Origin of the sequence: Paenibacillus alkalitolerans (genome assembly GCF_016482785.1) — a bacterium.
Lineage (GTDB): Bacteria > Bacillota > Bacilli > Paenibacillales > YIM-B00363 > Paenibacillus_AE > Paenibacillus_AE alkalitolerans.
In genome coordinates, this window is sequence record NZ_JAEMXM010000006.1 from 217,603 (window position 1) to 243,363 (window position 25,761).

At 49.9% G+C, this 25,761-nt stretch carries 24 protein-coding genes; 6 read left to right on the forward strand and 18 right to left on the reverse strand.

Going from position 1 to position 25,761, the window contains the following annotated elements:
• Positions 1–13 precede the first annotated feature (13 nt).
• From JET16_RS12575 to JET16_RS12615, 9 genes are all read right to left on the reverse strand, one after another.
• Positions 14–871, reverse strand: coding sequence for a carbohydrate ABC transporter permease (locus JET16_RS12575; protein WP_199616475.1), 858 nt, complete (start codon positions 869–871; stop codon positions 14–16).
• Between the two features lie 43 nt (positions 872–914).
• Complete coding sequence (locus JET16_RS12580; RefSeq protein WP_199616350.1) at positions 915–1,799, reverse strand: ABC transporter permease; 885 nt, start codon at positions 1,797–1,799, stop codon at positions 915–917.
• 214 nt (positions 1,800–2,013) lie between these two features.
• Entirely contained in the window at positions 2,014–4,176 is a 2,163-nt protein-coding gene (locus tag JET16_RS12585) for a helix-turn-helix domain-containing protein (RefSeq protein WP_199616352.1), read from the reverse strand.
• A 149-nt stretch (positions 4,177–4,325) separates the two neighbouring features.
• Complete coding sequence (thrC, locus tag JET16_RS12590) at positions 4,326–5,723, reverse strand: threonine synthase (protein ID WP_199616354.1); 1,398 nt, start codon at positions 5,721–5,723, stop codon at positions 4,326–4,328.
• 105 nt (positions 5,724–5,828) lie between these two features.
• On the reverse strand, positions 5,829–7,649 hold the full coding sequence (gene htpG / locus JET16_RS12595; RefSeq protein WP_199616356.1) for a molecular chaperone HtpG: 1,821 nt from the start codon (positions 7,647–7,649) through the stop codon (positions 5,829–5,831).
• A 507-nt stretch (positions 7,650–8,156) separates the two neighbouring features.
• Complete coding sequence (locus tag JET16_RS12600; protein ID WP_199616358.1) at positions 8,157–8,531, reverse strand: alginate lyase family protein; 375 nt, start codon at positions 8,529–8,531, stop codon at positions 8,157–8,159.
• Positions 8,491–9,081: an alginate lyase family protein gene (locus JET16_RS12605; protein ID WP_199616360.1), complete on the reverse strand. Its 591-nt coding sequence runs from the start codon at positions 9,079–9,081 to the stop codon at positions 8,491–8,493. The genes JET16_RS12600 and JET16_RS12605 overlap by 41 nt, the downstream gene beginning before the upstream one ends.
• A 138-nt stretch (positions 9,082–9,219) precedes the next feature.
• Positions 9,220–10,329 carry a glycoside hydrolase family 95 protein gene (locus JET16_RS12610; protein WP_199616362.1) on the reverse strand — a complete coding sequence of 370 codons (1,110 nt, stop codon included), beginning with the start codon at positions 10,327–10,329 and terminating at the stop codon, positions 9,220–9,222.
• A 14-nt stretch (positions 10,330–10,343) separates the two neighbouring features.
• Complete coding sequence (locus JET16_RS12615; RefSeq protein ID WP_233531462.1) at positions 10,344–11,453, reverse strand: glycoside hydrolase family 88 protein; 1,110 nt, start codon at positions 11,451–11,453, stop codon at positions 10,344–10,346.
• A gap of 133 nt (positions 11,454–11,586) precedes the next feature.
• Here JET16_RS12615 and JET16_RS12620 point away from each other — a divergent pair, with 133 nt between their 5' ends.
• On the forward strand, positions 11,587–12,468 hold the full coding sequence (locus tag JET16_RS12620) for an AraC family transcriptional regulator (protein ID WP_199616365.1): 882 nt from the start codon (positions 11,587–11,589) through the stop codon (positions 12,466–12,468).
• 26 nt (positions 12,469–12,494) lie between these two features.
• On the opposite strand, the gene JET16_RS12625 is transcribed toward JET16_RS12620, so the two are convergent.
• Positions 12,495–13,103: a biotin transporter BioY gene (locus tag JET16_RS12625; RefSeq protein WP_199616366.1), complete on the reverse strand. Its 609-nt coding sequence runs from the start codon at positions 13,101–13,103 to the stop codon at positions 12,495–12,497.
• 116 nt (positions 13,104–13,219) lie between these two features.
• Between JET16_RS12625 and JET16_RS12630 the strand changes: the two genes are divergently transcribed.
• Together JET16_RS12630 and JET16_RS12635 are read left to right on the forward strand one after the other, a co-directional pair.
• Positions 13,220–14,035: an energy-coupling factor ABC transporter ATP-binding protein gene (locus tag JET16_RS12630; protein ID WP_199616367.1), complete on the forward strand. Its 816-nt coding sequence runs from the start codon at positions 13,220–13,222 to the stop codon at positions 14,033–14,035.
• Positions 14,025–15,704, forward strand: a complete 1,680-nt coding sequence (locus tag JET16_RS12635) for an ATP-binding cassette domain-containing protein (protein ID WP_199616368.1) — start codon at positions 14,025–14,027, stop codon at positions 15,702–15,704. Before JET16_RS12630 ends, JET16_RS12635 begins: the two co-directional genes overlap by 11 nt.
• A gap of 53 nt (positions 15,705–15,757) precedes the next feature.
• Here JET16_RS12635 and JET16_RS12640 read toward each other — a convergent pair whose 3' ends face one another.
• Both JET16_RS12640 and JET16_RS12645 read right to left on the reverse strand, forming a co-directional pair.
• A complete protein-coding gene (locus JET16_RS12640) occupies positions 15,758–16,282 on the reverse strand; it encodes a GNAT family N-acetyltransferase (protein ID WP_199616369.1) in 525 nt (174 codons plus the stop codon).
• A 92-nt stretch (positions 16,283–16,374) separates the two neighbouring features.
• Positions 16,375–16,671 carry a GNAT family N-acetyltransferase gene (locus JET16_RS12645; protein ID WP_199616370.1) on the reverse strand — a complete coding sequence of 99 codons (297 nt, stop codon included), beginning with the start codon at positions 16,669–16,671 and terminating at the stop codon, positions 16,375–16,377.
• 431 nt (positions 16,672–17,102) lie between these two features.
• Here JET16_RS12645 and JET16_RS12650 point away from each other — a divergent pair, with 431 nt between their 5' ends.
• The 3 genes from JET16_RS12650 to JET16_RS12660 all read left to right on the forward strand — a co-directional run bounded on the left by JET16_RS12650 (position 17,103) and on the right by JET16_RS12660 (position 21,112).
• Entirely contained in the window at positions 17,103–17,981 is an 879-nt protein-coding gene (locus JET16_RS12650; protein WP_199616372.1) for an ABC transporter ATP-binding protein, read from the forward strand.
• Between the two features lie 78 nt (positions 17,982–18,059).
• Positions 18,060–19,073, forward strand: a complete 1,014-nt coding sequence (locus tag JET16_RS12655; RefSeq protein ID WP_199616374.1) for an ABC transporter substrate-binding protein — start codon at positions 18,060–18,062, stop codon at positions 19,071–19,073.
• Complete coding sequence (locus tag JET16_RS12660; protein ID WP_199616375.1) at positions 19,070–21,112, forward strand: iron ABC transporter permease; 2,043 nt, start codon at positions 19,070–19,072, stop codon at positions 21,110–21,112. Before JET16_RS12655 ends, JET16_RS12660 begins: the two co-directional genes overlap by 4 nt.
• An 804-nt stretch (positions 21,113–21,916) precedes the next feature.
• Here JET16_RS12660 and JET16_RS12665 read toward each other — a convergent pair.
• From JET16_RS12665 to JET16_RS12690, 6 genes are all read right to left on the reverse strand, one after another.
• Positions 21,917–23,239, reverse strand: a complete 1,323-nt coding sequence (locus tag JET16_RS12665) for an alpha/beta hydrolase family protein (protein WP_199616376.1) — start codon at positions 23,237–23,239, stop codon at positions 21,917–21,919.
• Positions 23,240–23,249: 10 nt separating this feature from the next.
• Complete coding sequence (locus JET16_RS12670; protein ID WP_199616377.1) at positions 23,250–23,912, reverse strand: hypothetical protein; 663 nt, start codon at positions 23,910–23,912, stop codon at positions 23,250–23,252.
• 44 nt (positions 23,913–23,956) lie between these two features.
• The gene (locus JET16_RS12675; RefSeq protein ID WP_199616378.1) at positions 23,957–24,544 is read right to left on the reverse strand and encodes a TetR/AcrR family transcriptional regulator; all 588 of its coding nucleotides are present in this window, start codon (positions 24,542–24,544) and stop codon (positions 23,957–23,959) included.
• Between the two features lie 22 nt (positions 24,545–24,566).
• Positions 24,567–24,776, reverse strand: a complete 210-nt coding sequence (locus tag JET16_RS12680) for a hypothetical protein (RefSeq protein ID WP_199616379.1) — start codon at positions 24,774–24,776, stop codon at positions 24,567–24,569.
• Positions 24,770–25,129 (reverse strand): hypothetical protein, encoded by a 360-nt coding sequence (locus tag JET16_RS12685; protein WP_199616380.1) that lies wholly within the window; start codon positions 25,127–25,129, stop codon positions 24,770–24,772. The genes JET16_RS12680 and JET16_RS12685 overlap by 7 nt, the downstream gene beginning before the upstream one ends.
• A gap of 119 nt (positions 25,130–25,248) precedes the next feature.
• Positions 25,249–25,485 (reverse strand): zinc-binding dehydrogenase, encoded by a 237-nt coding sequence (locus tag JET16_RS12690; protein ID WP_199616381.1) that lies wholly within the window; start codon positions 25,483–25,485, stop codon positions 25,249–25,251.
• Positions 25,486–25,761 lie beyond the last annotated feature (276 nt).

The following is a 25,761-nucleotide window of genomic DNA, read 5'->3' on the forward strand; positions in this document are numbered from 1 at the left end:
TTTTTCTATCCCGTTACCCTTTTAAAGAGCCGATCATTACGCCTTTCACGAAATACTTCTGCACAAACGGGTACAATACGAGAACAGGCAGGCTCGCCACCACGATGACCCCGTATTTCATCACTTCCGCCACCCGCTGCTGCTGAGACGAAGAAACTAAATCATCGACCATATTTTCGGACATTTGACTGGATATCAAAATGTTCCGAAGCACAATTTGAAGCGGATGCAGCGCATCGTCGTTTAAATAAATCAAAGCCTGGAAGTATGAATTCCAGTGGCCCACCGCGCTGAACAACGTAATGACCGCCACGATCGGCAGCGATAGAGGGAGCACGATGCGAAGAAAAAATCTCGTATTCGAACATCCGTCGACTACAGCCGCTTCCAATAGCTCCTTCGGAATAGTGCTTTGAAAAAACGTCCTCGTGATGATGAGATGAAAGGCCGAGACGGCATTGGGCACGACCATTGCCCAAATCGTGTCGACCATCCCCAAGCTTTTGACCAGCAAGTAGGTCGGGATAATCCCTCCGCTGAAAAACATCGTAAACACAATCAAGAACGTGAAGAAGTTTCTTCCGAACAAATCCGCTCTTGACAGCGCATACCCGCCGGTAAGGGTTAACACGACATTGATGGCCGTACCGAGAACGGTGTAAAAAATCGTATTGCGGTACCCGAGCCAAATCGTATCGTCATTAAATATTCGTCTGTAGCCTTCCAATGTCGTCTCTTTCGGATAAAACCAGAGCTGTCCGGCGTTGACCAGATCCGGATTGCTGACGGACGAGATGATGACGAAGTATAGCGGATACAGCACGGCGATCAACAATACGGTCAGCAGCGAGTAATTGAACACATCGAACATGTTGTCCGCACGGCTTCGGCCTCCAACCAACGCCTCTCCTCCTCTACCATAAGCTTGTATGCTTCGTTTTCTTGGCTAACAGGTTTACCAGAACGAGCAGCACGAAGTTTACCACCGCATTGAACAGCCCGATTGCGGAGGAATAGCTGTATTGCGCGCCGAGCAGTCCCGCCTTGTACACATAGGTTTGAATAACCTCCGATGAATCGATGTTCAAGGAATTTTGCATGAGATACACCTTCTCGAACCCGACGACCATAAAACTGCCGATATTGAGAATCAGCAAAATGACGACGGTCGGCATAATGCTTGGAAAGTCGATATGCCGGATCCGGTCCCATTTGTTAGCCCCGTCCACTACGGCAGCCTCATGCAAATCCGGAGAAACGGCCGATAAAGCGGCCAAATATATAATTGCCGACCAGCCGATATTTTGCCAGACTCCGGAAAACACGAATATCGTTTTAAACCACTCGGGACTGGCCATGAAGAAGATTGGCTCGCCCCCAAACAATGAGATCGCCTGGTTGATCAATCCGCTGCGCGGCGACAAAAATAGATTGAGCATTCCAACAACGACGACGATCGAGATGAAGTGCGGCGCATATGTGACGGTTTGCACCAATTTCTTGAAGCGTTGAACGGTCACTTGATTCAACGACAGCGCTAGAATAATAGGAGCGGGAAAGGCGATAAGCAGTTCGTATAAACTCAATTCCAATGTGTTCCGCAAAATGACCCAAAATTGAAACGAGTTGAAAAACCGCTCGAAATGTTCGAATCCGACCCACGGACTTCCGGTAATGCCTTTCACCGCGATAAAGTCTTTAAACGCGATTTGGATCCCGTAGATAGGCACATAGTGAAATACAATAAAGTATAAGACAGTCGGCAGCAGCAAAAGATACAGCTCATAGTTGTGCAGCATTTTCTTTGCGTAACGGTTATTTGCTATTTCAACACCCCTCCCGCCGGTTTGATTTTGTGCCGCCCATCGCAGCTCGATGACGCTCTGATTGTATTAGAATCCGTCGGGACGTGTATATATGCTCTTGTTTGGGTACTATGCGAGAATTGACCTTCCGGCTTCATGAGGGAATCGGCCGTTGTTGAACCGGTATGCGAAAATTTCGGACATACGGCTAACCTGCGTTCTTGTACAGCCTTCTGTACTCGCCCGGCGTAACCCCGACCGTCTTTTTGAACTTGCGGATAAAGCTGGAGACGTCGTAATACCCGATCCGCTCAACGATTTCCTTCAAGGAGCAATCTTCGGATTTGAGCAGCCGTCTTGCATAGTCGATCCTCATTTGGTTGACGTAATCGGAGATGTTGCGGCCTGTCTGCTCCTTAACATACCGGCTCGCATAAGAGATCGAAATTGAGAAATGGTCCGCCATATTCTGAATAGAAAAATCGGGGTTTGTATAGTTCTCCCTCATGTACGCAATTATTGCAGTGATTAACGGCTCGCTTGAGTTTGCGTTATTTTCCCGCATCACGCGGCATAAATCCGCGCAAGCGGCAGTTATAGCCTCCGTAAGCTCTTCTACCGTATCGAACTGCATGAGAGACAACACGTCAGGAAACTGTTTCTTGGTTTCCGGAACAACCGCATATATCTCAACCATCGCTTTCATAACCGTATTCACGATATCGAAGCATAAGCAGCGGGCCGCGAAGAGCGTCGTGGCGTTTGCCCTTATCTTATCCGATATATCGGCAAGCGCTTCCGTTATCTTGTCGGCATTTCCCTGCTTGATCAAGATTTCCAATTGTTCAAGCGACTGTGTCGGATAAGCGATACTGCGGCTGTCGACGGCCGCCGCTTCATTGAAAAATATTATTTTGTTATTTCCTTTAATCAGCTTATAGTCAACCGCGGTAGATGCTTCTATGTACGATTTGCCGACTTGACCGGCGTCCCGGTACAAACTCCCGACTCCCATCGTAACCGGAATACTTACAGTCTCGATAAGCGATCGATGCAATTCCTTCAACCATTGCTCCAACCGGTCACCATCCAGACTTGTCGACAATATAAATATGACTCTGTCCTCTTCCACGCTGTCTTTACTGTATGCTTCGATGCGTTCCGTCAACCGTTCCGCAACCACCCCGATCAGTTTTTCCTTTATAGTAGCCGCCTGATTCTTCGGAAACTCAAAAAGAACGACAAAGAAATGCGAGTTTGTAAAAGCCAGACCCGCAACCCTGCCGCGTTCGTTAAATTCTTCGATGCTTTCAAACTCTCCCTTCAGCAGGCTTAACAGCAGGTGATCTTTGATAGCCGGTTGACTGTTCAACAGCTGCATTTCGGCCCACTGCATCAATTGCTTGACAGGATGGTAATTCACACGGATCAGTCCGTAAATGATCACGCTGCCGATCAGGAGGATGACAACCAGGCTGTGCAGCCATCGGTTTCTTACTTCATCAACCGGCTTCAACACCTCGGCAACCGGAAGAAGCGTAATATACGTCCATCCGGTTGCCTTTGACTTCTCGTGCGAAACAAAATAATCGGTTTCATTGAATGTCCTGACTTCGGAGCCTTGGCCGCCGCTTGACTTCATGACTGACGAATAAAAGCCGGGGTCAAGCAAATAGCTTTCATCCTTCAGAGAAGCGATCACACGATTTCGTTCATCCAGAATGACCGTATTTCCGCTCCGGCCGGTATACTCATCGTGGAGCAGAGCGCTCTCCGGAATCAAGTACAGCACCGTGCCGTACGGATTTTTGCTTTTCGCCGGTATGGGAACGATGTACGTAACCATCCTGACATCGTCATTGTTCCACATTCTCACTTCTTCGGCGGGGCGGAATTGTGAAATCGTCATAGAATTTATATCTTTATAAAATGCGTCTTCATTCCAATTGCGAAATCGATATATATCGTTAATAAAGAGCGGGACTTTATAAGTGCTGACGGAGGAATACATAAACTCTCCCCCTCGTATGTACAATAGCACTTCCTTCAAAAATTCGTTCGCCATTTTATAATTAAGCAAGCTTTTCGCCTCATACACCCGGTAAAAGCTTTTTGTCAGCGCATAAGGGGTCAGATCGGGATTCACGGCGATTTCCGCTGCAATCTTATTCATTTGAATCACCTTCGCATCCACGCTGTCTTTCAATTGAGCCAGTTTATCCCGGTTGTTCATTGTCACTTCATTATGAATGACTTTCACGATCTGCTCGTATCCGGATACGCCCAGAAACAACAGCGGAATCAGCAAGACGACAATATAAGAAGCGAGATACTTGTAAAATACGGGCGAGCGATTCAATTTCCCGATCATAGTAACCCCCCGTTGCGAGCCGAGCCGCCGCGATTTGGCAACCATACTATCAAATGAAGGTAATAGAGTCGTTAACTCCACATTAACCTTATGTAAATTCAAAACAAAAAAGACTCAAGCAGGTTTCTGCTCGAGTCCTAGCCATTATATTATTTAGATCCGAAAAATCGTTCCAGCCGGTCCGCGATTTCCCGATTCGAATTTTCCACAATACTCTGGTGCTGAGGCTTGTCGAACAGCGCGCGGATTTCGGCGGGGAATTCCTGCGGGATCCCGTTCTGCCGGATCGCCTCGTCAAACTTGGCCGGATGAGCCGTAGCCAGCACGACGTAAACCTCGTCCCCGCTGCCGCAAGCCTCATAAGCCGCAACGCCGCAAGCAGTATGGGGATCAAGCAAATAGCCGGCTTCGCGGGAATATTTGTCAATTGTTCTCAGACATTCATCGTTCTTGACCCCGTGCGCCGCGAAGTCATTCTGAACCTTCTGCAGCAGCTGCGGTTCAATAACGATCTTCCCTTCGGACTGAAATTGCTTCATCATCGCGGATACGGTTGACGCATCTTCATTCAGCAAATAGTACAGGTACCGCTCGAAGTTGCTGGCCACCTGAATATCCATCGAAGGGCTGTACGTGCTGCGGAAATCTTCCGGCATGTAAACCCCTTCTTCAACAAACCGCTCCAATATATTGTTCTCGTTGGTAGCCAATATGAGCCGGTGAATCGGAAGTCCCATCCGCTTCGACAAGTACGCGGAAAGAATATTCCCGAAATTACCGGTCGGGACGCTGAAGCTGACTTTCGCATCCGGCGATTTGCCGGCGATCCGGAAATAGGCGTAAAAGTAATACACGGTTTGGGCCAAAATGCGGACAAAGTTGATCGAGTTGATCGCCCGCAAATGATACTTGTTCTTAAACTCGATATCGGCGAACAAGTCCTTGATGATACGCTGGCAATCGTCGAAGTTGCCTTTCACCGATAAATTGAGCACATTTTCGTCATCGACTGTGGTCATCTGCAGCTCCTGCACTTTGCTCACTTTCTCATGAGGATGCAAAATGCAGATTTTTATCCCCTCTTTGCCTCTTACGCCTTCAATGGCTGCGGCGCCCGTATCGCCGGAGGTCGCTCCGAGAATGTTAATGATTTCACCTTGCTTCTTGGAGACATAGGAGTAGAAATTTCCGATAAACTGCAAGGCCACATCTTTAAAAGCGAACGTAGGACCGTGAAACAGCTCCAAAATATGCAGATTGCCGTTGATTTCCTTTAAAGGCGTAACCTCCGGGTGGCGGAATCCCGAATAGCTGCTGTCGATCAGCTGCTTCAAATCTTGGCGCGATATTTCATCGTTCGTAAAATGCAGGAATATTTCCAGCATCAAATCTTGAAAGCTTAATTGCTCCCATTCCTTCAGCCGATGCGCCGGGATGACCGGCAATGACGACGGAACCATCAGCCCGCCGTCATTCGCAAGTCCCATCAAGAATGTGTCGATAAAGCCGATCTTTGCAACGTTGCCGCGAGTGCTGATAAAATCCATCCGTATCCCCTTACTTCGAATTTTTCTTCATTATATATCATGTTATCCTGTTTTGGCGAAAAAAAAAGACCGCCTCAACGTCGAGGCAGCCCCATGATTACGCTATCAAACCATTATTTTGCAAATATCGTTCGTGAATTCAACCGGGTCCTGCACCGGCAACCCTTCGATTAGCAACGCTTGATTGTACAGCAAATTCGTATAAAGCTGCAGTTTATCTTTATCGTGTTCATAAGCATGCTTCAACGACTGAAACACCTCATGGTTCACATTGATTTCCAGGATTTTGTCGGCTTTTATATTTTGGCTGTTCGGCAGCGCGTTCAATATTTTTTCCATTTCGATCGAAACTTCGCCGTCCGTCGAGAGACATACCGGGTGCGTTTTTAATCTTTTCGACGCCCGTACGCTCTTCACTTTATCCGACAAAATGTTTTTCATATGCTCAAACAGCGCCTTATCCTTCTCTTCCGCATCGGTTCCGCTGTCGCTTCCATCCGCTTCAAATCCCAAATCGCCGCTCGACACGGATTTGAACTCTTTGTCCTTGTACTTCATCAGCACTTTTACCGCGAACTCGTCGATGTCATCGGTAAAGTACAGTATTTCATACCCTTTTTCCAATACAACTTCCGTCTGCGGGAGCTTCTCGATCCGTTCGATCGATTCTCCGGCAGCATAGTAGATGTACTTCTGGTCTTCTCGCATTCCCGATACGTATTCGTCCAACGTGACGAGCTTCTTCTCTTTGGAAGAGACGAACATCAACAAGTCCTGAAGCACGTCTTTATTTGCTCCGAAGTCGCTGTACACGCCGTATTTCAACTGTCTGCCGAACGATTTATAGAACGTCTCGTACTTCTCTCTTTCATCGTTCAGCATGCTTTGCAGCTGGCTCTTGATTTTATTCTTGATATTCTTGGCGATCAGACTTAATTGCCTGTCGTGCTGCAGCATCTCTCTTGAGATGTTGAGCGATAAGTCTTCCGAATCGACCATTCCCTTGACGAAGCTGAAATAATCGGGCAGCAAATCAGGGCACTTATTCATGATCAATACGCCGTTGGAGTATAACTCGAGACCCTTCTCATATTCCTTCGTGTAATAGTCGAACGGCGTATGTTCCGGGATGAACAATATAGCGTTGTATACAACCGCGCCGTCGGCGCTTATATGAACATGCTTGAGCGGCTTGTCGAAGCCGTAATGCTTCTCGGCGTAAAAATTGTCGTAATCTTCTTGCGTAAGCTCGTTCTTGTTTTTGCGCCAAATCGGAACCATGCTGTTGACGGTCTGATCGTCCATCTTGATCGGGTATCTGATAAAGTCGGAGTACTTCTTGATAATCGCCCTTAGACGAAATTCTTCAAGATATTCGTCGTATTTGTCTTCTTCCGTATTTTCTTTAATTTTCAAAATGATCTCTGTACCAGGGGCATCTTTCTCGCATGGCACAATTGTGTATCCGTCGGCGCCCGACGACTCCCACTTGAACGCCTCTTCGCCGCCGAAAGCTTTGGTGATTACCGTAACCTTGTCCGCAACCATGAATGCGGAATAGAAGCCCACCCCGAATTGGCCGATGATGTTGTGCCCGTCTTTCAATTCGTTTTCTTGTTTAAACGCAAGCGAGCCGCTCTTGGCTATAATGCCGAGATTGTTTTCCAGCTCGTCTTTCGTCATGCCGATGCCGGTGTCGGAGACGGTCAATGTTCTATTTTCCTTGTCGGGCTTCACTTTGATGTAATAATCGTCTTTGTTGAACACCAGCTTATCGTCGGTTAGCGCTTTGTAATACAGCTTGTCGATCGCGTCGCTTGCATTCGAAATCAGCTCTCTAAGAAATATTTCCCGCTGCGTGTAAATCGAGTTGATCATCAATTCCAGCAATCTCTTGGACTCTGCTTTGAACTGTTTTTTCGCCATAATTTATATCCTTTCATTATGAAAAATGTCGCGATATTAGCACTCAGACAACGGGAGTGCTAACTACTATTTTATATACGTTCGGGCCGGTGTCAATACATTCGTACTGCATTTGACGGAATCACCCCCGTCGATCCGTTCGTTATCTTATCCCGCCAACTCCTTTCGCTCGCTCTCCCGGTGACTCAGAATGCCTTAAATGAAACTTCAATCGAAGCACACAAGCGGGTACGTTCTTTAGCGGAACAATCCTGAGCGAATGGAAGAGTGAGCCTACACTTTCGCGGAATACATACCGCGATTAGCGAGCCCCCGTTTGCATGAAAAAAAGGTTATCCTTAAGCCGTTAACCGCTTGAAAGATAACCTTAATCTTTGCCGCTAATGACTGTCAAATCAGTCCTCCTTTATAAATCCTGCCGTAACAACCAAAGCACCGGCTGCCGGATCGCCGTATTGCGGCGGATTTCCTCGTCGGCGGAATCGGGCGGAAGCTCGGCCCAGAGCTTTAAATACCGCTCGTCATTGAAAGCCAATCCGGCGTACAGCATGAACGACATCCGGACCGGCCAGCCTTCGAAATGCTCCAGTCCGGCGGATAGGGCCACGACGACCTGTCAGCCAAGAACGGATACAGGAAATCGAGGCCGAGGCTAATGCCCCGTCCGTCCAGCAGTCGGAACGACCATAAATCGTCGGAAGGCGCGGACAGCAGCTGACAAAGGGTCACCATGTTATCCAGCACAAATATCGAATACGCGTAAGGCTTCGTACGGGCAAGCTCCCGCGGGAAGCTGCCGTCCGACGCCATTTGCTGCGGCAGCAGCACCGTCTTGTACCGTTCACGGCACATCGCAAGCACATCGTCGTTGTCGGTAAACAACGCGAACGCAGCAGCCTAAACATGCCAGCATACCGCGTGATTGTTGTCCGTGTCCCGCTCCTCCAAACCGTACGGATGCGGGCACATCGATCAAGTGAAGTGTGTCGATGATGCCGATACCCCGTCCCATGCAAACGCCGGGAATCGCTTGGGCGTAAAGCAAGTGCGGGTTCATCCGGGTCGATTCGTCCAGGAAAAATGTTCGCAGCAAAGCAGCCGCTTTTTCCGCATATGTCCGTTGTCCCGTCAGCGCGTATCCCGCCGTCAAATTTGCAACATGGCTGCGCATGGAGCGCAGCGCTTTCCGGTGAGCGGAAAATGCGCCGGGGTACGACTCGCCGTCCCTTCTGACGAAAGGCAGGTCGTCCGGCGTATCCGGATTCGGCCACCAATAATCGCCATTGGAGTAATAATCGTGTTTGCCGCCAGCACTCCGTTTGGCCGGGTGATCCGTTATGCTCATCAATGGCGCATTCAGTGAGCGGTTCGCCTTCACAATGATTTCCAGCGGATCGATTCGCCAAACACTTAACATTTCGGTTGTCGGCATAAGATTACGAGCCTCCTTCAATCAAATCGTATCGGCATTGCCGGGCTGCCATACGGGCAAACCGTACAGCCTCCACATGTCCGGCCGTCGTCCTAATGTCCGCCCGAAGCTCCGCGTTCCACAAATCCAAACGCATGCTTAAATGCTGGTACAACCAACCCGCCAGTTCGAGGTGAAGCTCGCCGACCGGCACCCGCGGCGAATACCCCCCGCCCGGCCGCTTCGCAGGTTGGCCGCCATGCTCCCCGGCCGCGAACAGCTCAGCAGCAGATAACGTCCGAAGTGAAAATATAAGGCGATCAAGCCCCGGTCCTCTTCTCCCGACTGGAGCCGCTTCAGTCTTTCATCCGTCGGCAATAAACGGACTTCGGATTCATCCGCACCGGATAAGTGCAGCTTGACCCGGCCTAACAACTCCCGGTAATCGGCGATATGGGCCTGCTTCAACCGTTCGTACGTCTTCGCTCCCGCTTGGGCGGCGATCCGTTCGCAAGCCTCCCGCGGATTCCCGTATCGGAACGTGGTGCCGGCAGCCAAGATGAACGTGACGGAGGTAGCCTGTTCCACGGAAACGAAATCGCCGACCGTCTTCACGCCCCCGTCCTCCGCAACCGCCTCCAGCATCACGCAATATTTCACGCCGTCTGGACCGCAGACCCCGCTCATCGCGATCCGGCTTCCGCTTCCGCCGATCGCCGCCGAGCCTCCGTCAAACGGACGGCGCATCAGATGCGCGTTCACCGTAATGCTCTTCGGGCGGTCGCAGGTTAACCGGATGGCCATAACTTGATCCGGCTCGCTGCAGAACAACTCCCGCTTGTGCGGCACGCCGTCCATCGTATAGCTCACCGTCACGACCCCGGTATCCAAATCGAGCTCCCGCCGGTAATCGCGAACATCGCCATCATGACCGGCAAACGTAAAATGCAGGTCCCCCAGCGGCTGATACGGTCCGAAATATTTCGGGATCGACGTCAGCGCCATCTTCGCCAAATATTGGGCTTCGCTTACCTGGCCTTCGAAGAGCAGCCGACGGATCTCGACCATATGCTCCGCCGCATCCGGATTATTCCGCTCTTGCGGACCGCCGTACCAGACCGTATCCTCGTTTAGGGAAACTAGCTCTTCCTTCACCTTCCCGAACACCATGCCGCCCAACCGGCCGTTGCCGATCGGGAGCGCCTCCGTCCAACCGGCCGCCGGCTGCCGGTACCAGAGCTTCAATTCATCTCGTTCGTCGCGCTTCACCACAATGTCCTCCCTTAAAAGATGCGATGCTTCCACCCATTCAGCTTCGCGATCGCCTCAATATAGAAATAATCCCCGTAGATCAGGGAGACATTGACGTTAGAGCCTGCAGGCTTATTGCCGGTCCCGGATAGCAGTATCGCCTCGTGCTTCGGACGATCCAACGTGCCGTAGTTCTCCGTAAGCGATTGCAAGATTCTCCCGGTGGCTTCGCGATACGCGCGGCCCTGCGCCGCAGGCAGCGCCGCCGACAGCTCGAGCAGTCCCGAAGCCGCGCATGCGGCCGCCGACGTATCGCGCGGCTCGCCTTCCAACGTTTCCGCAGCCCGAAAATCCCAATGCGCGACATAATCTTCAGGCAGCATGGCCAAGAAATAATGAGCGACTCGTTGCGAAGCCTCCAAATAAGACTGATCTCCGGTATACCGATACGTGTTCGCCAAACCGTGGAGCGCCCATGCGGTTCCGCGGCTCCAGGCCGAATCCGGCCCCGCTCCTTGCCCTCCGCGCGTCTCAACGACCTCTCCGGTCCCGAGGTCGAAACAGACGATGTGGCGGACCGAGCCGTCTCCGCGAATGAAATGCTTCACTATCGTATCCGCATGGGCTTTGCCGATGTGGGCGAACCGCGGATCGCCGCTCTCCCCCGCCGCCCAAAACAGGATCGACAGGTTCATTGCCGTATCGATGATGGACCAGCCGGTCTTCTCCTGATTCCATGCGCGCAGGAAGCCGCCGGCCAAGTTGAACCGTCCCGCCAAGAAATTCGCGGCCGACAGCCCGCGGCGCCTGCCGTCCTGATCCCCCGTGAGCTTGTATTTGATCACAGCGGTGGGCAAATATTGAAAGCCGACATCGTGGTGGAAATTGTTGTCCTCCAACGATTTCCGCTCGATCTTGATATCCCATTCCCATGCGGCTTCCTTGTAGCGCTTCTTGCCCGTCATGTCGTACATGATCCACAAAATGCCGGGCCAAAACCCCGCCGTCCACCAATCGAGACGCATATCGTCATAGACGCCTGTATCCGGCGGCGCGAAGTGCGGCGATTTGTCCCCGATTTGTTCGATCATCCGGTCCACCTTGTTTTGAAGAGACTCCCAAATCGATGCAACATTTTTCATTCGAGCTACGTTCTCCTCTCTTTGATATCGCATACGTTTGTTCCATTTGATCGTAGTAAAAAGGGAGAACCCCAAGTTTGGCGCTCTTATGTTAAAATGTCGCTAGAATACGATCGGAACGAAGGGGATATAGATGAAAATCTTAAACTACTTGAATTTATACCGTCATCCCGTCTATCTCTCGTTTATGAGAGACCGTACGCGGGATTTCGTCGATATCTATCATGCTCATCAAGGGATGGAGCTGCTTTACGTTCACGAGGGTCAAGGTCAAGTCATTGTCAATCAACAAATATTCGAGCTTACGCCAGGTTCCCTGTTTTATTTCCGTCCGTTTCAGCTGCATCGCATCAATATGAAGCTCGTGCCCGATTCACGATATATCCGTACTCTGTTCGTGTTTGAGCCGTCCGTTCTCGAACGGTATGTCGCTCCTTTCGCTTCTTTGCGGACATTTTTCCACCGAATATGCCAGGAACCGCTGGATCAGCCGCAAGTGCTGTTCGGATTGCCGCAACAGAAGATTCACCGGCTGTTAGAAGATTATCAAGAACGGATGGAGGAAACCTCGGAGGAGCATCGGCTTGAAGAGCAGATGTTGTTTCTGATTGCTTTCCTTCATTTATTGAAGGCACACGAAGGTCCGAGGCAACGGAAACACCCGCCGCAGGTACGGAAATCATCCGTAGCAGAGCGGGTGATGAAATGGGTGGAGAACCACTACATGGAGGAGTTTGCGCTCAAACAAATCGCCGACGAGGTTCATTTGACGCCGAATTATGTGTCTGCCGTCTTCCGCCAGGAAGTAGGAACCAGCATTACCGAGTATTTGACCGCCCGCCGTATTCGCCAAGCGTGCTGGCTGCTCAAAACAAGCGATTTGCCGGTCCAGGAAATCGGGCGAATGGTCGGGTTGACGAACAACTCCTACTTTTGCAATTTGTTCAAGAAACAGGTCGGATTGAGCCCGTACCGTTACAGACGATCGAATGACAAAAAGCTGCAAGGATCATGATCTTTTCAGCTTTAAACGGATAACAATTACTTATAATTCGACTGCTGCTGTTGCTGTACGTTGTAATGATTGCGCCCCGTCAACCGCTCCTGCGGGAATACTTGCCGGAGTGAAATCGTAATGAATGTCGCTGCGACAGCCTTGATCGCGTCGCCTAGAAGGTATGGATAAAATCCTGCGGCGAGCGCCTTCTGCATGGTAAAACCAAGCGTTTGCGCCAACCAAGGCACGCCGGTCACGTATAAGAGCAGCGAACCAAAGCATTCCATTGCGAGGAAAATGACCGTCGTCGCCAACCAACCGCCATTTCGTACTTTGCTTACGGCGTAACCAATGAGCGTAGCGGCGAACGGCCACATGACGACATATCCCCCTGTTGGACCAAGAAGCACTGCTAAACCGCCCTTACCCTGCAGCAATGGCAACCCGAGCGCCGTCAACACGACGATAATCATCATGCTGAAGAACCCGTAACGCGCTCCGAGCAAGCCCCCGGCTAACATAACCGCGAGCGTCTGAAGCGTGATCGGAACCGGAGTAAACCCGAGCGGGATGCTAACATAACCGAACACCACGACCAGAGCAGCAAACAAGGCGCTGAACGCAATGCCGCGCAGTGAGAATAAGTTACTCAATTGAATTTCTCTCCTTTGGCATGATACATTGGTTTCACTATCATTGTTAACCTTTTATCACCTCTTAAGGTAAACAGTCAGCATTATAGCACGCATAATGAGGAATGAACAGGCGTATGGGGCAAGAAATTCGACAAGTAATCTCGCTGGAGAAAGCGACCGTTCGATACCTCCACGGCTCCCCCGAGCGTTCGGCCGCGGTTGAGGGTATTTCATTGCATATTCATGAAGGAACCTGGACGGCTATTGTCGGGGACAACGGTAGCGGCAAGAGTACTCTGACTAGGATTCTCTCCGGCATGAGCCCGCTATCCGAAGGCCGTCGGATCGTTGCGGACGGCCAAACCGTCCATATGGTAATGCAAAATCCTGAGACGCAAATTCTTGGCGAAACCGTCTATGAGGAAATGCAGTTATGCACGTCCGGCTTGAGCGTTGCCGACATAACCGGGACGCTGAATCAGGTTGGGCTGGCTGTGCCGTATGACACGCCCATTAAGCAGCTGTCCGGCGGACAGAAGCAGCTGTTGAATATCGCATGCTGCCTAGCTGCGGGAGCGTCCTGCATTCTATTCGACGAAGCGACCTCCATGCTGGATCCAGCCTCCCGCCAGACGGTGCTTACGGCAACGGCGAAGCTTCACCGCTTGGGCAGGACGATTCTCTGGGTCACGCATCGGATGGAGGAGCTATGCTGCGCGGACCGTATCTTGGCATTAAGCGAGGGGCGCATCATCTTTGACGGAACGTGTAAAGCGTTCTTCTACGGGGAGGAAGACAGAGATCAAACGGGGGCGTGCGACCGGTTAGGCTTCGAACCGCCTTACGTCGTACGCGCGACGCGGGCTCTGCAAGCGCGGGGAATTCGTTTGCCGTTCCTTCCGCTGTCACCTTCGCAGCTCAGTGAGGCGGTGATTCGGCTTGTCCCTTGAAGCGAGAGGAATCTCCGTCTCCACCGCCGGCCTGCAGCCTAAAACGCTACTGAAGGATATTTCATTTACTCTGAATGATCGAACGATCACGCTCGTGATCGGCAAGACGGGTGCCGGCAAGTCCACCCTTCTTCGTGTGTTGGCCGGCCTTACCGAGAGATCCGCCGGTAACGTCTATTATGGAGGACGCCTGCTTTGGAAAGGTGGAAGGATTGATCGGGCATCACTACTTGAGAACGCTATAGCGTTTCAATTTCCCGAGCATCAATTGTTCGCTCGAACGGTGCAAGGGGAATTTGACTACTCCCTACGAGCGTACCGGCTTCCGAAGGCGGACAGAGTTCGGCGCATCACAGATGCTTTAGCGGGGCAGCGCCTCCCGGCTGCATGTTTGGAACGATCCCCTTTCCTTCTCAGCGGCGGACAGAAGAGGCGGGTTGCGCTCGCAACGATCATGGCCGCCGAGACGCCATGGCTTTTCCTTGATGAGCCGTCCGCCGGGCTTGATGCCGCTTCACTGTCGCGGTTGAAGGAAGAACTGCTTCGCTGGAAGGAGCGGTGCGGCATCGTGTTAGCGACGCATGATCTGGACGCGTTCCTGCCAATTGCCGACCGGGTGCTCCTGCTGTATCGCGGGCAGATCGCGGCAGACGTCACCCCCGAAGAACTGATGGCGAACCCTAACCTGCTCCGGCAGTACGACATCGGCTTGACCGACGCGATGGAAGTGGCCGCAGCCTTGAAGCAAGCGGGTTTCCGGCTCTCTTCGATCGCTTTTTCCCCTGAGCGGCTGGCAGAAGCGATCGACAACGAGCTGCGTAGGGGGCCGAAGCAAGAGGCGCATACGCAAGTGCAATCGGTCGTGCAAGATACCCTGAAGGCGCCTGCTTTGGAATCACCCGCGCAGACCGCTCGAAGCTTCGTTTATGCGCTGGACGCGAAGCTAAAGTGGCTTGTCTATACGCTTCTTTCCATCGGGATCGTGCTGCAAACCGGATGGGAAGGGCTTGGAATTGCGCTCCTGTTTGTTGCGGGGAGCGTATCGACGTTAACGGCCGAGGACCGCTCCAAGCTGCTTCGCATGTGCGAGCCCCTCCTCTGGCTGGTAACGATTGCGGTCGCCTTCTCCGGCATACAATGGACGGGGTCGGAGGGGTTCTCCTTTTCTTTCAGTCATGCAGCCGATACGTTTCGGAGGTGGTTCGCCTTCTTCGAAATTACCGTCATCGGGCTCGTATTTACGTTGTCGACAAGCTCCGCGGCTATGAAATCCGGACTTGAAACGATGTTGATGCCCCTTAGGCGGATTCGTGTTCCCATTGAAATATTGGCGCTTACCGCTTCGCTAGTGCTGCGTTTCATTCCTCTTATTATTGAAGAGACAGAGCGGTTCATCATGATCGCGAAAGCGCGCGGCAAACGAGCATCGAAGCGGGGACAAATTCACGTCTTGGATCTACCCGTGTTCGTCATCCCGCTCTTGATCGCGCTGTTCCAAGCAGTGGAAGAACTGATTATCGCGATGGAATGGAAGGGATACATGCAGCATCGTGTCGCGGCGGTACAGTCGATTCGCCAAGCAAACCCGCTTAAGGAAAGACAGTCGCTGTGGATCGGTCTCATTTTCTTTATGATTTTAGTATGTACGCGGATATACGGAGAGAGTTAACATATATGCAAACTAAGCAGACCGACATGCTAACACAGTTCCCAATAGATCGTTTAGCTCTTGTCTCCGTCCCTCGATGACATACCCTCGTGTGGCGGTCTGCTCAATCGGCTGTCGGGCTTATAATATTTTGTTACCCAATGGTTTAATGACTTGTCTTTGAAACCAAGACTCTCATACAATTTTTTTGCAGGATTGCCTTTGACAACCCCGAGCTTCACGATTTCTTCGCCGCGACGGATTATTTCATTTACAAGAAATGAAACAAAAGCTCTGCCGTATCCACGCGATTGAAGATCTGGGCGAACGGATACATGACTTAGTTCACAACCGTCAATAATTCCGACTGCCACTATTTCACCGTCGATAAGCATCACGAATCTATTGTTTCTGTCTTCCACAAATCTTTTCCGCTCCCTTTCGTTAGGAGGAAAATAGTATGACGGAAGAATACCCACGCGTTCATGCATTTGGTAAAAAGCTATTTCGCAAATGTTATGACATATCAGATAATCATCATCTTCGTATTGCCTGACAGAAATATTACTTTCAGGAAGAGGTACACCTTCACGCTCCATGATGTAAGATGAATAACTTATATAATAACCGTTCTTATATAAAAATTGCAGAGAAGAACGATCCCCCTCTATACATAAACCAATCGAACGTTCTACTGCCTCGTTTTGGGGGAAAGCAATTTATCCGCTTTTGCCATAAGTTCTGTACCGATACCCAATCTTCTGTACTCCTTGCTGACAAATATCGTCGTCACAGTTTGTCTCTTAAAAGCACTAAATGAAAGAAAACCTACCGTAACGCCGTTGTAACGAGCAACAAATATACCGCCATGAAAATTTTCTTCGCTCTCTTGAAACATTTCGTCAAAATGTCCATTTCCACGTAACATGGCTCTGATCGCAATTTTATCCCTTTCGGGTTTGTAGGGTTCAATTATTAGATTTTCCATTCACACACTCCCTTTCAACAGTTTTACTGGTGATATTTTACCGCAGGTATATGAATATGTATTGCGTTATTCTGCTCCGTTAGTTGAGCGCACTAGGAAACATGAAAAAGCGATGGATCGGATCCATCGCCGCGTTCTCATTTCCCGTTGTCCGCCTCCCCATTGGGCACCATCAATGACGAGTTCGCTTAAATTAGCATTGGAGATATTAATTCCTGTCAAATTTACATCATTCATTTTCATTCCACTAACATTGCAACATTGAATTTTTTTATCAACATGAAAAATAATGGTTGACAACTTTTATTGAATAAAATTATAGTAGTAATTGCGAATGAGAATCGTTATCATTGTCTATCACGCACATTTGCATTATTGGTTATCAAACGTGGGAAGTAATGAGAATCATTTTCAGCGAAGGGTGGATGTCGATGTCACGGTTAAGTACAAATCAGTTATCCCTAGCCTATGGCAGCCGGCAAATAGTGCAGGATCTGAATTTACATGTTCCGGACGGCTTGATTACGGCGCTTGTCGGCGCTAATGGGTCAGGCAAATCGACAATTCTGAAATCAATGGCTCGTATTCTCAGCCCGGTGCAAGGCGGCGTGTATTTGGACGGTAAGCTTATTCACCGCCAGCCGACGAAAGAAGTGGCTAAGCAACTGGCTATCCTTCCGCAAAACCCGACTTCTCCAGAAGGATTGACGGTGCGCGAGCTTGTATCGTTCGGCCGTTACCCCCATCAGAAAGGCTTTGGGAATTTATCTGCGGAAGACAACCTGATGATCGAATGGGCCTTGCAAGCGACCGGAATGTCGGCGTTTAGCGGCAGGCCCGTCGATCATCTCTCCGGCGGGCAGCGTCAACGGGCTTGGATCGCGATGGCGATGGCACAAGGCACGAAAGTGCTACTGCTCGATGAGCCAACGACTTTCTTGGATATGGCGCACCAGATAGAAGTCATGATCTTGCTCGAGAAGCTGAATCGCGAGCAGAAACGGACGATCATCATGGTTGTTCATGATTTGAACCATGCCTCCAGGTATGCCCAGAATCTTGTCGCGCTGAAAGACGGGAACGTGCTGTACGAAGGCAAGCCGGAAGAAGTTATGACGTCGCAGATGCTGCGCGAGGTGTTCAATATCGACGCGGATGTCATCCCCGATCCTCGTACGGGCGCTCCGCTCTGCCTGCCTTACAGCTTGGCGGAAGCTCCTTCACCTTCAAGCGTTCAAATGGGTGCAGACGAACCGACGGCAAATTCCGCAGCTCAAGCGAGCAAGCCGAAGGTCGAAGCGACAGCCTAGATTTAAGCTATGTCTATGGCCAGGCCGAAGCCCCTGCCAAAGCCTAATAAAACATTTATCTGGAGGCAACTACATATCATGAAAAAATTGCTAAGCATTATGGCGGTATCTATAGTTATGGCCATTATCGTCGCAGGATGCGGCGCCAGTAATAATAACGAAGCCGGGACATCGAACAGCGCGAGTCCTTCGGTCAGTCCTTCCGCTAGCCCATCTACAGAAGCCAGCCCGATCGTCATCAAGCATGCCAGAGGCGAAACGACATTAGACAAGCCGGCGCAGCGCGTCGTCGTGCTCGAATGGATTTTCACCGAGGACCTGCTCGCTCTGGGTTTGCAGCCGATCGGGAACGCAGACAACAAGGAGTTCGCCAATTGGGTGACTCCCGAAGTTCCGCTTGCTAGCGACGTAACCGACGTAGGAATGCGTTGGGAGCCGAGCATGGAGACGATTGCTTCTTTGAAACCGGACCTCATCATTTCCAACACCGACAACAACGCAGCTATCTACGACCAACTGAATGCCATTGCACCGACCATCGAATTCGATCCGTATCCGGATGGCGTTGACCAATATACGAGGACCATCGAAATCTTTAAGACCATTGCGACCGCAGTAGGTAAGGAAGCCGAAGCCGACCAATACCTGATCGACCTGGACCAATACTTTGCAGATGCCAAAGCAAAGCTGGCCGCAGCGGGCAAAGAAAATTTCAAGTACGTCTTAACCCAGGCGTTTACCTCGCAGAACAATGCGGCATTGAGATTGTTCACGGATTCGTCCGTCGTCTCCCAGACGCTGGCCCGTATCGGTCTTGTAAACGAATGGAAATCAGACAAGTTCATGAAATACGGCTTCACAGACTCGACCGTCGAGGCTCTTCCCGCGGTAACGGACACCAACTTCCTCTATATCGTGCAAAAGGAAGACGACGTCTTCGCCAACGCGCTGAAGGACAATTCGGTATGGAAAGGTCTTAACTTCGTCAAAGAAAATCGTACTTATGCTCTGGACGGAAGCACCTGGACGTTCGGTGGCCCGACCTCTTCGAAGGTTCTCGTGGATCGCGTCGTTGAAGTTTTGACCAAATGAAGATTTCAAGTACGACCGGCAGCAAACGTATCATTGCGATATTCGGGGGCGGCGTCGCCGCCCTCGTTGTTCTCATGTTCGCGAGTTTATGCTTCGGAGAGGCGAAGGTTTCCGTAACCACGGTCATCGCTGCCTTGCAGAACCGTCAGGACTTGATGGATCACAATCTAATATGGGATATCCGGATGCCCCGCATGATGCTGGGCCTTCTCACCGGTGCCGGGCTGGCCATTGCCGGAGCTCTGCTCCAGACGATCACCAAGAACCCGCTGGCCGCCACCGATACGCTCGGCATTAACGGCGGCGCGTATTTCATTGTGGTGCTGGGCACGATTTTCTTTCCTGCCACGCTTCATCAGTCGCCATTCCTCATCGCTGTTCTGGGAGGAGCGGCTTCCGCTATGGCAGCCTATATTCTGGCAGGCGGCAAAGCGTCAAGTCCCATCCGGCTGGCGTTGTCGGGAATGATCGTATCGCTCGTACTCGCGTCTTTCACGAACGCGCTGCATATTTTCTACGCTTATGAATCTCAATCTTTATTCTTATGGGGTGCAGGCTCGCTTAACCAGATGGACTGGAGTGGGGTGCGGTATGCCTGGCCTTGGATTATGGGAGCGATCGTTCTGGCTTTCCTGTTCGGCAAGCAGTTCGACGTGCTGGATCTTGACGAAGCGACGGCCAGGTCGCTCGGGCAGAAGGTCGACCTGACCCGGTTTCTCGGTTTGGCGCTTTCTGTGCTTATGGCGGCCGTCGTCGTCAGCGTCGCCGGTCCGATCGGATTTGTGGGTCTGGTCGCTCCCCACCTTGTCCGCCTAAGCGGGTTGCGCTCGCATCGCTGGCTTATTCCGGCCACCGCGCTGTGGGGTGCCGTCCTCATTACCGGCGCAGATGTTCTTGCCCGCATGGTGCGGAGCGGAATGGGGGAGGTACCCGTCGGAGCGGTCATGGCGGTCATCGGAGCACCGTGGTTAATCTGGCTGGTCCTGCGGAAAATGAAGGCAATATCCGGCTCGGCGGGCAGCGTCTCCATGAGCGTCGTGGGCCGACCGATGATGATCCGTTATTCACGGCTGGTCGTCATTCTATTCGTACTTGTTATTGCGCTTATTTTGGTAAGCATGACGATGGGAGCAACGCAAGTGCCGATCAGGCAGCTATGGGCAAGTCTTATCGGCTCTGACAGCGCTGCGGGCTATTCGGTAATTCTTAACTTACGGCTGCCGCGGACGTTGGTATCGGCCGGAGCGGGTATTGCCCTGGCGGTCAGCGGAGTGCTCATCCAAAGTGCGGTCCGCAATCCGCTCGCCGACGCCTCGATTATCGGCATCACCTCGGGTGCGGGGTTCGGAGCGCTTGCGGTGCTCATCGCCTGGCCGCAGCTGCCGATCTCGCTGCTGCCCATCGCCGCAATCATCGGCGCCGTGGGGTCCGCCGCGATCGTCTTCGCTTTCGCTTGGCGCAAGGCGCTTAATCCATCCGTTCTGATCCTGCTCGGCATCGCGGTATCGGCAATCGGTGCGGCTGGCATCCAGGTGCTGATCGTGCGCGGCTCGCTCTGGGGAAGCACGGGCTTCATCTGGCTGACCGGCACGACTTACGGGCGCAACTGGGATCAGGTGAATACCATCGCGATATTTTTGCTCGTGCTGCTTCCGCTCGCCTGGTATCTGGGGCGGCGGTTCGACCTGCTCGCCTTCGGAGACGACAGCTCCATCGGCTTCGGCTTGCAGGTTCGCGGCACGAGATTGGCCGCCATGGCGGTCGGTGTGCTCCTGGCGGCGGGCGCCGTCGCTTGCGTCGGAACGATCGGCTTCCTAGGCTTAATCGCGCCGCACGCTGTCCGTGTCCTGATCGGGCATAACACGAGGCATTCGATCGTGCTTTCCAGCTTGCTTGGAGCGCTGCTCCTCGTGCTCGCGGACACTGTTGGCCGGACCGTGATAGCTCCCGTGGAAATCCCGTCCGGAATTTTGATCACGCTGCTTGGAGCGCCTTATTTCCTGTTTCTCATGTTCCGAACTTTTGCGCGAAGGGCGTGACAGCTGTCTGTGACTTACGGCAATGATAAAAAGAAGCTCATTATTTAGATGTGTGAACCTCCCCCACTTACTTGCTATCGCAAGTTGAAGTCGGGGCTTCTTACCATCAACATCTTCCATGCACCAACCTAGATGCGGGTTTGTCGCGTCTACTCCATACACGATATATGGGGTGTCATTGAAGTTCCTACAGTAAGCAACATGTGTTCTCTAACACATGGGGCGGTCCGGCCCATCTACTACTTCATGCCTCCCCCTTCCCCTTTTTTGATTTCCAGGACGCGATCGGATGTATACTTCACGATTACTTGGTCACCGGTCGAGAGATTGCCCCATTGGCCGTTTCAGAAGGAGTTGCAATAGGAAACCCTCCCGCCTTTTCGACTAAAGCAATTTATTGTTTGTCAGGCAGTATGAATTCTAAATCAAGATCCGAGGACTCGTTAAACATTCCAAATGAATAACTACCTGTTACTTTGATGTTTTAGCGGACCATTAAAATAATCAGAGACCAGCTTTTGGACAAGTAAACTCATATCGACACCACCTTCATAAATCAACTTTTAGGATTGTTCTTCATTCCGTTATGAAGGACCGACAGTTGAACATTATTGAAATATTCACTAACCACCTACATTTTCCTTTTTCAGTATTAAGCAATTCTGCCAAATAGCTCAATGAGGCCGCCCAAGCGATCCCGCGGCAGCCTCATAAAGTTTAAATGGTGATCGTATCCGTTAGCTTAAGTGACGTAGGGGAAATAGATAAATCCCCCAGTCACGAAAACTCATTTTTTAAATTATTTCATTTCTCGATATCATATGAGTAACTTGCCTCGAACCATTTAGGTAATGGTTTCCCCTTTAGGCAATAATCAAACCACGCGAGTATCCGAAAAAGATACTCTTCCTGATACTTCACATTCCATCCGCCACCATGGAATGCTTTTGTGTAACAAACTAAATACGTTTCAACCCCAAGACCTTCTAACGCTATAAATAGGGTTTTTGCAGCGCTTTCCCAAAGTGCACCATCCCAGTGTCGTTCTGCTCCTGTTTCAATCAACAGGATAGGAGTTTGGATTGAGCCAACATTCTCAAGTGTTGATAGTTCTTTATAGACTTCAGATTTTAGCCACATATCCTTTGGATTTGCTTCCCCTAATCGGTTAGGACGAAAAGCATGGAATGGAACCCCATAATTCCGATCATCATGTAGAAAATCATGAATTCCGCATATCCCAATAGCTCCTTTAAAACGATCGGTTTGTGAAACAATCCATGTCGAAAGTCCGCCGCCATAACTGAACCCGTAAACTCCAACTGTGTCGGGGTCTGTAATCCCATTTTCTATTAAATAATCGACACCTGCCATTACATCCTTATAAGGATTTCGCATAATTTTCAGGTTTCCGAGTTCCTTTTCAAATTCCGCGCCATACCCGCTGCTTCCTCTAAAATTCGGCATGAGTACGGCGTATCCTTGATTAGCAAGGAAGAATGCCGCGCTTTGCCCTCCTGCACAGTTCAATTCTTTAAAGTCCGCAATAATTTTTCCTTCGGGTCCACCGTGCAAATAAACAAGTGTGGGGATAGGTTTTCCTGACTCGTATTTTACGGGCAGCACAAGTATTGACTCAATGTTCCAGCCGTCACTCTTATAGTTTATCACCTTCACTTCAGGGATTGGAAAATGAACGATAGCATCGCTAAATCGGCTCACCTTCTTCATATCCCCCGTTGCATTTATTTTCCAAATTTCCATCGGCTCGGTTGGACCGCCATACGGAAAGATCACGGAGTTTGACCGATGGAAACTTCTTGTCCCAGCAGTGTGCCATTTTGTATTCACGACTCTTGCATCGTCCGTCAGTTGTTTCAGAATTCCTGTGGAAGCTTCGATAGATAATAAATAATTGGATATACCTCTTTGCGCCGTTAGAAATACATATGTCGCATCGTAACTGAAATCATGAAGCCTTATTTCGAATCCTGAGATGTCCACTTTGCACAGCTGTTGAATCATCTCGTTTTCTAATGTATTGATCTCGACAGACCCATTTATAACAGAAGCAAGGTATATCGATTTATCTTTCTTTTTTATTAAATCTATATTTCCCGAGTGCAAAAGCTTCTGTTCATTTCGAGAAATAGGTGACCAATAGTAAAGACCATAAATTCTTTTGCTTTTTGGTCAAAGGCTGATAATCTTCAATTTTTTGCTCTTCTTCTTTAGGTTTAATGAGCTTCAAGATACCAGATACACTGATATAGAATAGCAACATCGCCAAAATGAGACCCAAATAGTAAACATGATTATAGGATGAATAATTTCCTAACTCTACCTGTAATTGTATGAGAGATTCAATTGTGAAATAAATAAACCCCCACCAAGCGAAGAAGTAACCGACGGTTTGACGTTTGCTCAGGTAATATCCACCAAAAAGTAAAAGGGAGACTGGCAGACATACCATCCATACAAACCATTGCGTGTGATTAAGTGTGAAAGATTCTGTGAACCACTGATTGTAATTCAAATAAATAAATTGTGAGAAGTCAGCTGTATATCGAACTGTGTTTAAAGCAACAATCAATATAATGCCTAATATATATTTTGGTATGGTATTAGTTTGACTAGGTGTTGACTTATATGAAAATTTTAACCAACCAATTAATGCAAGTAAGCTGATCAGACCGTACTCGATGGCAATACCAGATCCTATAGTAATGAACAGTATGACGGATAAAGTAATAGTGGATGACACTACTGTTAAGAGACTTGTTAATCTAGCGTTTTCCATATTTGAGATCCCTCTCTTTCGCTCATAAATGGTACGGTGACCCCTTATTGTTCAGACGCATATATCGGCTCCAGGATTCCGTCAATAAAGACACGAAAAAAGGTATCCATAAGTTCATTCATAGCAATACCATGGCGAGCTGATACATCCGGCCTGATGCAAGCTTGCAATGATTCCAGAAAGAGAACTGTCGCCCATTGCGGATGTACGGACTCTTTTACCAACCCTTTTTCCTTGCCTGCCGCAATTAATTGCCCTACAAATTTCGCCTTTTCCATGCGGAAATGGACGATTTGATTCCATAACTCCGGAACTGATTTCTGAACATCGCTTAGGAATAATGGACCAAGGTGAACTACCTCATCTTTGATTTGCTCCAATGTTTGCCGTAGAATCATAATGGGATCACCTGACGTTGCGGCATTTGAATCAATATGACCGGATATTTGCTGCAAGGTCTTCTTGATAACCGCCTCGGCAATCTCTTCCTTCGAAGCAAAGTATAGATAGATCGTTTTCTTGCTCATTCCGAGCTCAGAGGCTATATCTTGGATGGTAACGTTGCGGTATCCTCTACTCGTGAATAATTGATGGGCGGTTTGAACGATTCTCAAGCTGATGGTCTCTTCCATTTATACAACCTCCAAGTTTGGATTATACGAGTTTATACAAGATTGGCATCGCCGCAATACCGTTGGATTCGAAATTGTCCAACACATATTTGCGGAACGATCTGCGAAACAGGAGATCCGGGACGATATCGGACAAGCGGTCCCATCTGCAGTGGTTGATAACCCCATATTGTGAAGATTCCCCCTCGGCGGGCAAAAGCAGAGTTGAATTGTCGAGGCCGGTCTTTACCATAAACCATCCAGCAGTATACTCCCAAACGGGCAATAGTTCTCGGACATCGTCAGCGTAAAAATAGTTGAATATTTAGCGAGATGAACTTGCCCTTTACGCTTGTTGAGCAGTTTACCGCGACCGGGGGCGATTAGCACGGCTTCGAAAACATGAACGTTACGAACGTGAGGCAGCGTTTGAAGGCGGTCTGCAATTGCTTTACATTGCCGAATGACGCTGCGCTTCAGATCAGTGCTGCGTGGAAACGGGCCGGCCGGTCTTTCCAGCTCTGCTGCTACATGAATATAACCGTAGCCGTTTGGTGCAGCGAGTTTTGCTTTCGGAAAATGCAAATGACTATTCACGATATTCATGGAAGCTCCTCCTCGATACGATGGAACTGTAGAAACTATTTTGTTCTCCTTGGTTTCCAAATTATCACACCCTCCTTATTCTGTCAATAGGCACCATCTTATTTTTTTTGGTTTTGACCTTAATTTCTTAGGGTATGGGTGCGGAGGTCGGAAATATGGAGCACGATACGGCCACGTCCGTGTCCTCGCTGGCTCAATTCGTGGGCAAACCCGGCTTCATGCAAAGGAAACGTTCTCGCAATAAAGGTCTTTACGATTTCCTCTTCGAACAAGTGGGCAATGGTTTCCAAGTCTTCTTTTGTAGAAAGTTGGCTCGGCTTTAATGCCTTGATGCCAAGCCCCTTCGCTTTTTCCAAAGACGGTTAAATAAACTTTCATAAGTTGTCACTTTATTGAACTCTCGTTCACCTTATCATTTAACTATCCTCCCGTTACTTCCCTCGGTATTAAGGGATTTTCTCACGCATGCTCGCTCATTCGCAGGATTACGCCCTCTTGAAAACCGGAATACGAAGGTGTATTAGAGTTGGCGGGAACCTTTGACAGCCATGAAGGCATGCGGAAATAGAGGATGAGATATAAACTCCCTCATAATTCCATTTACTGCACGCATTCTCCACAACGCCCTCAGA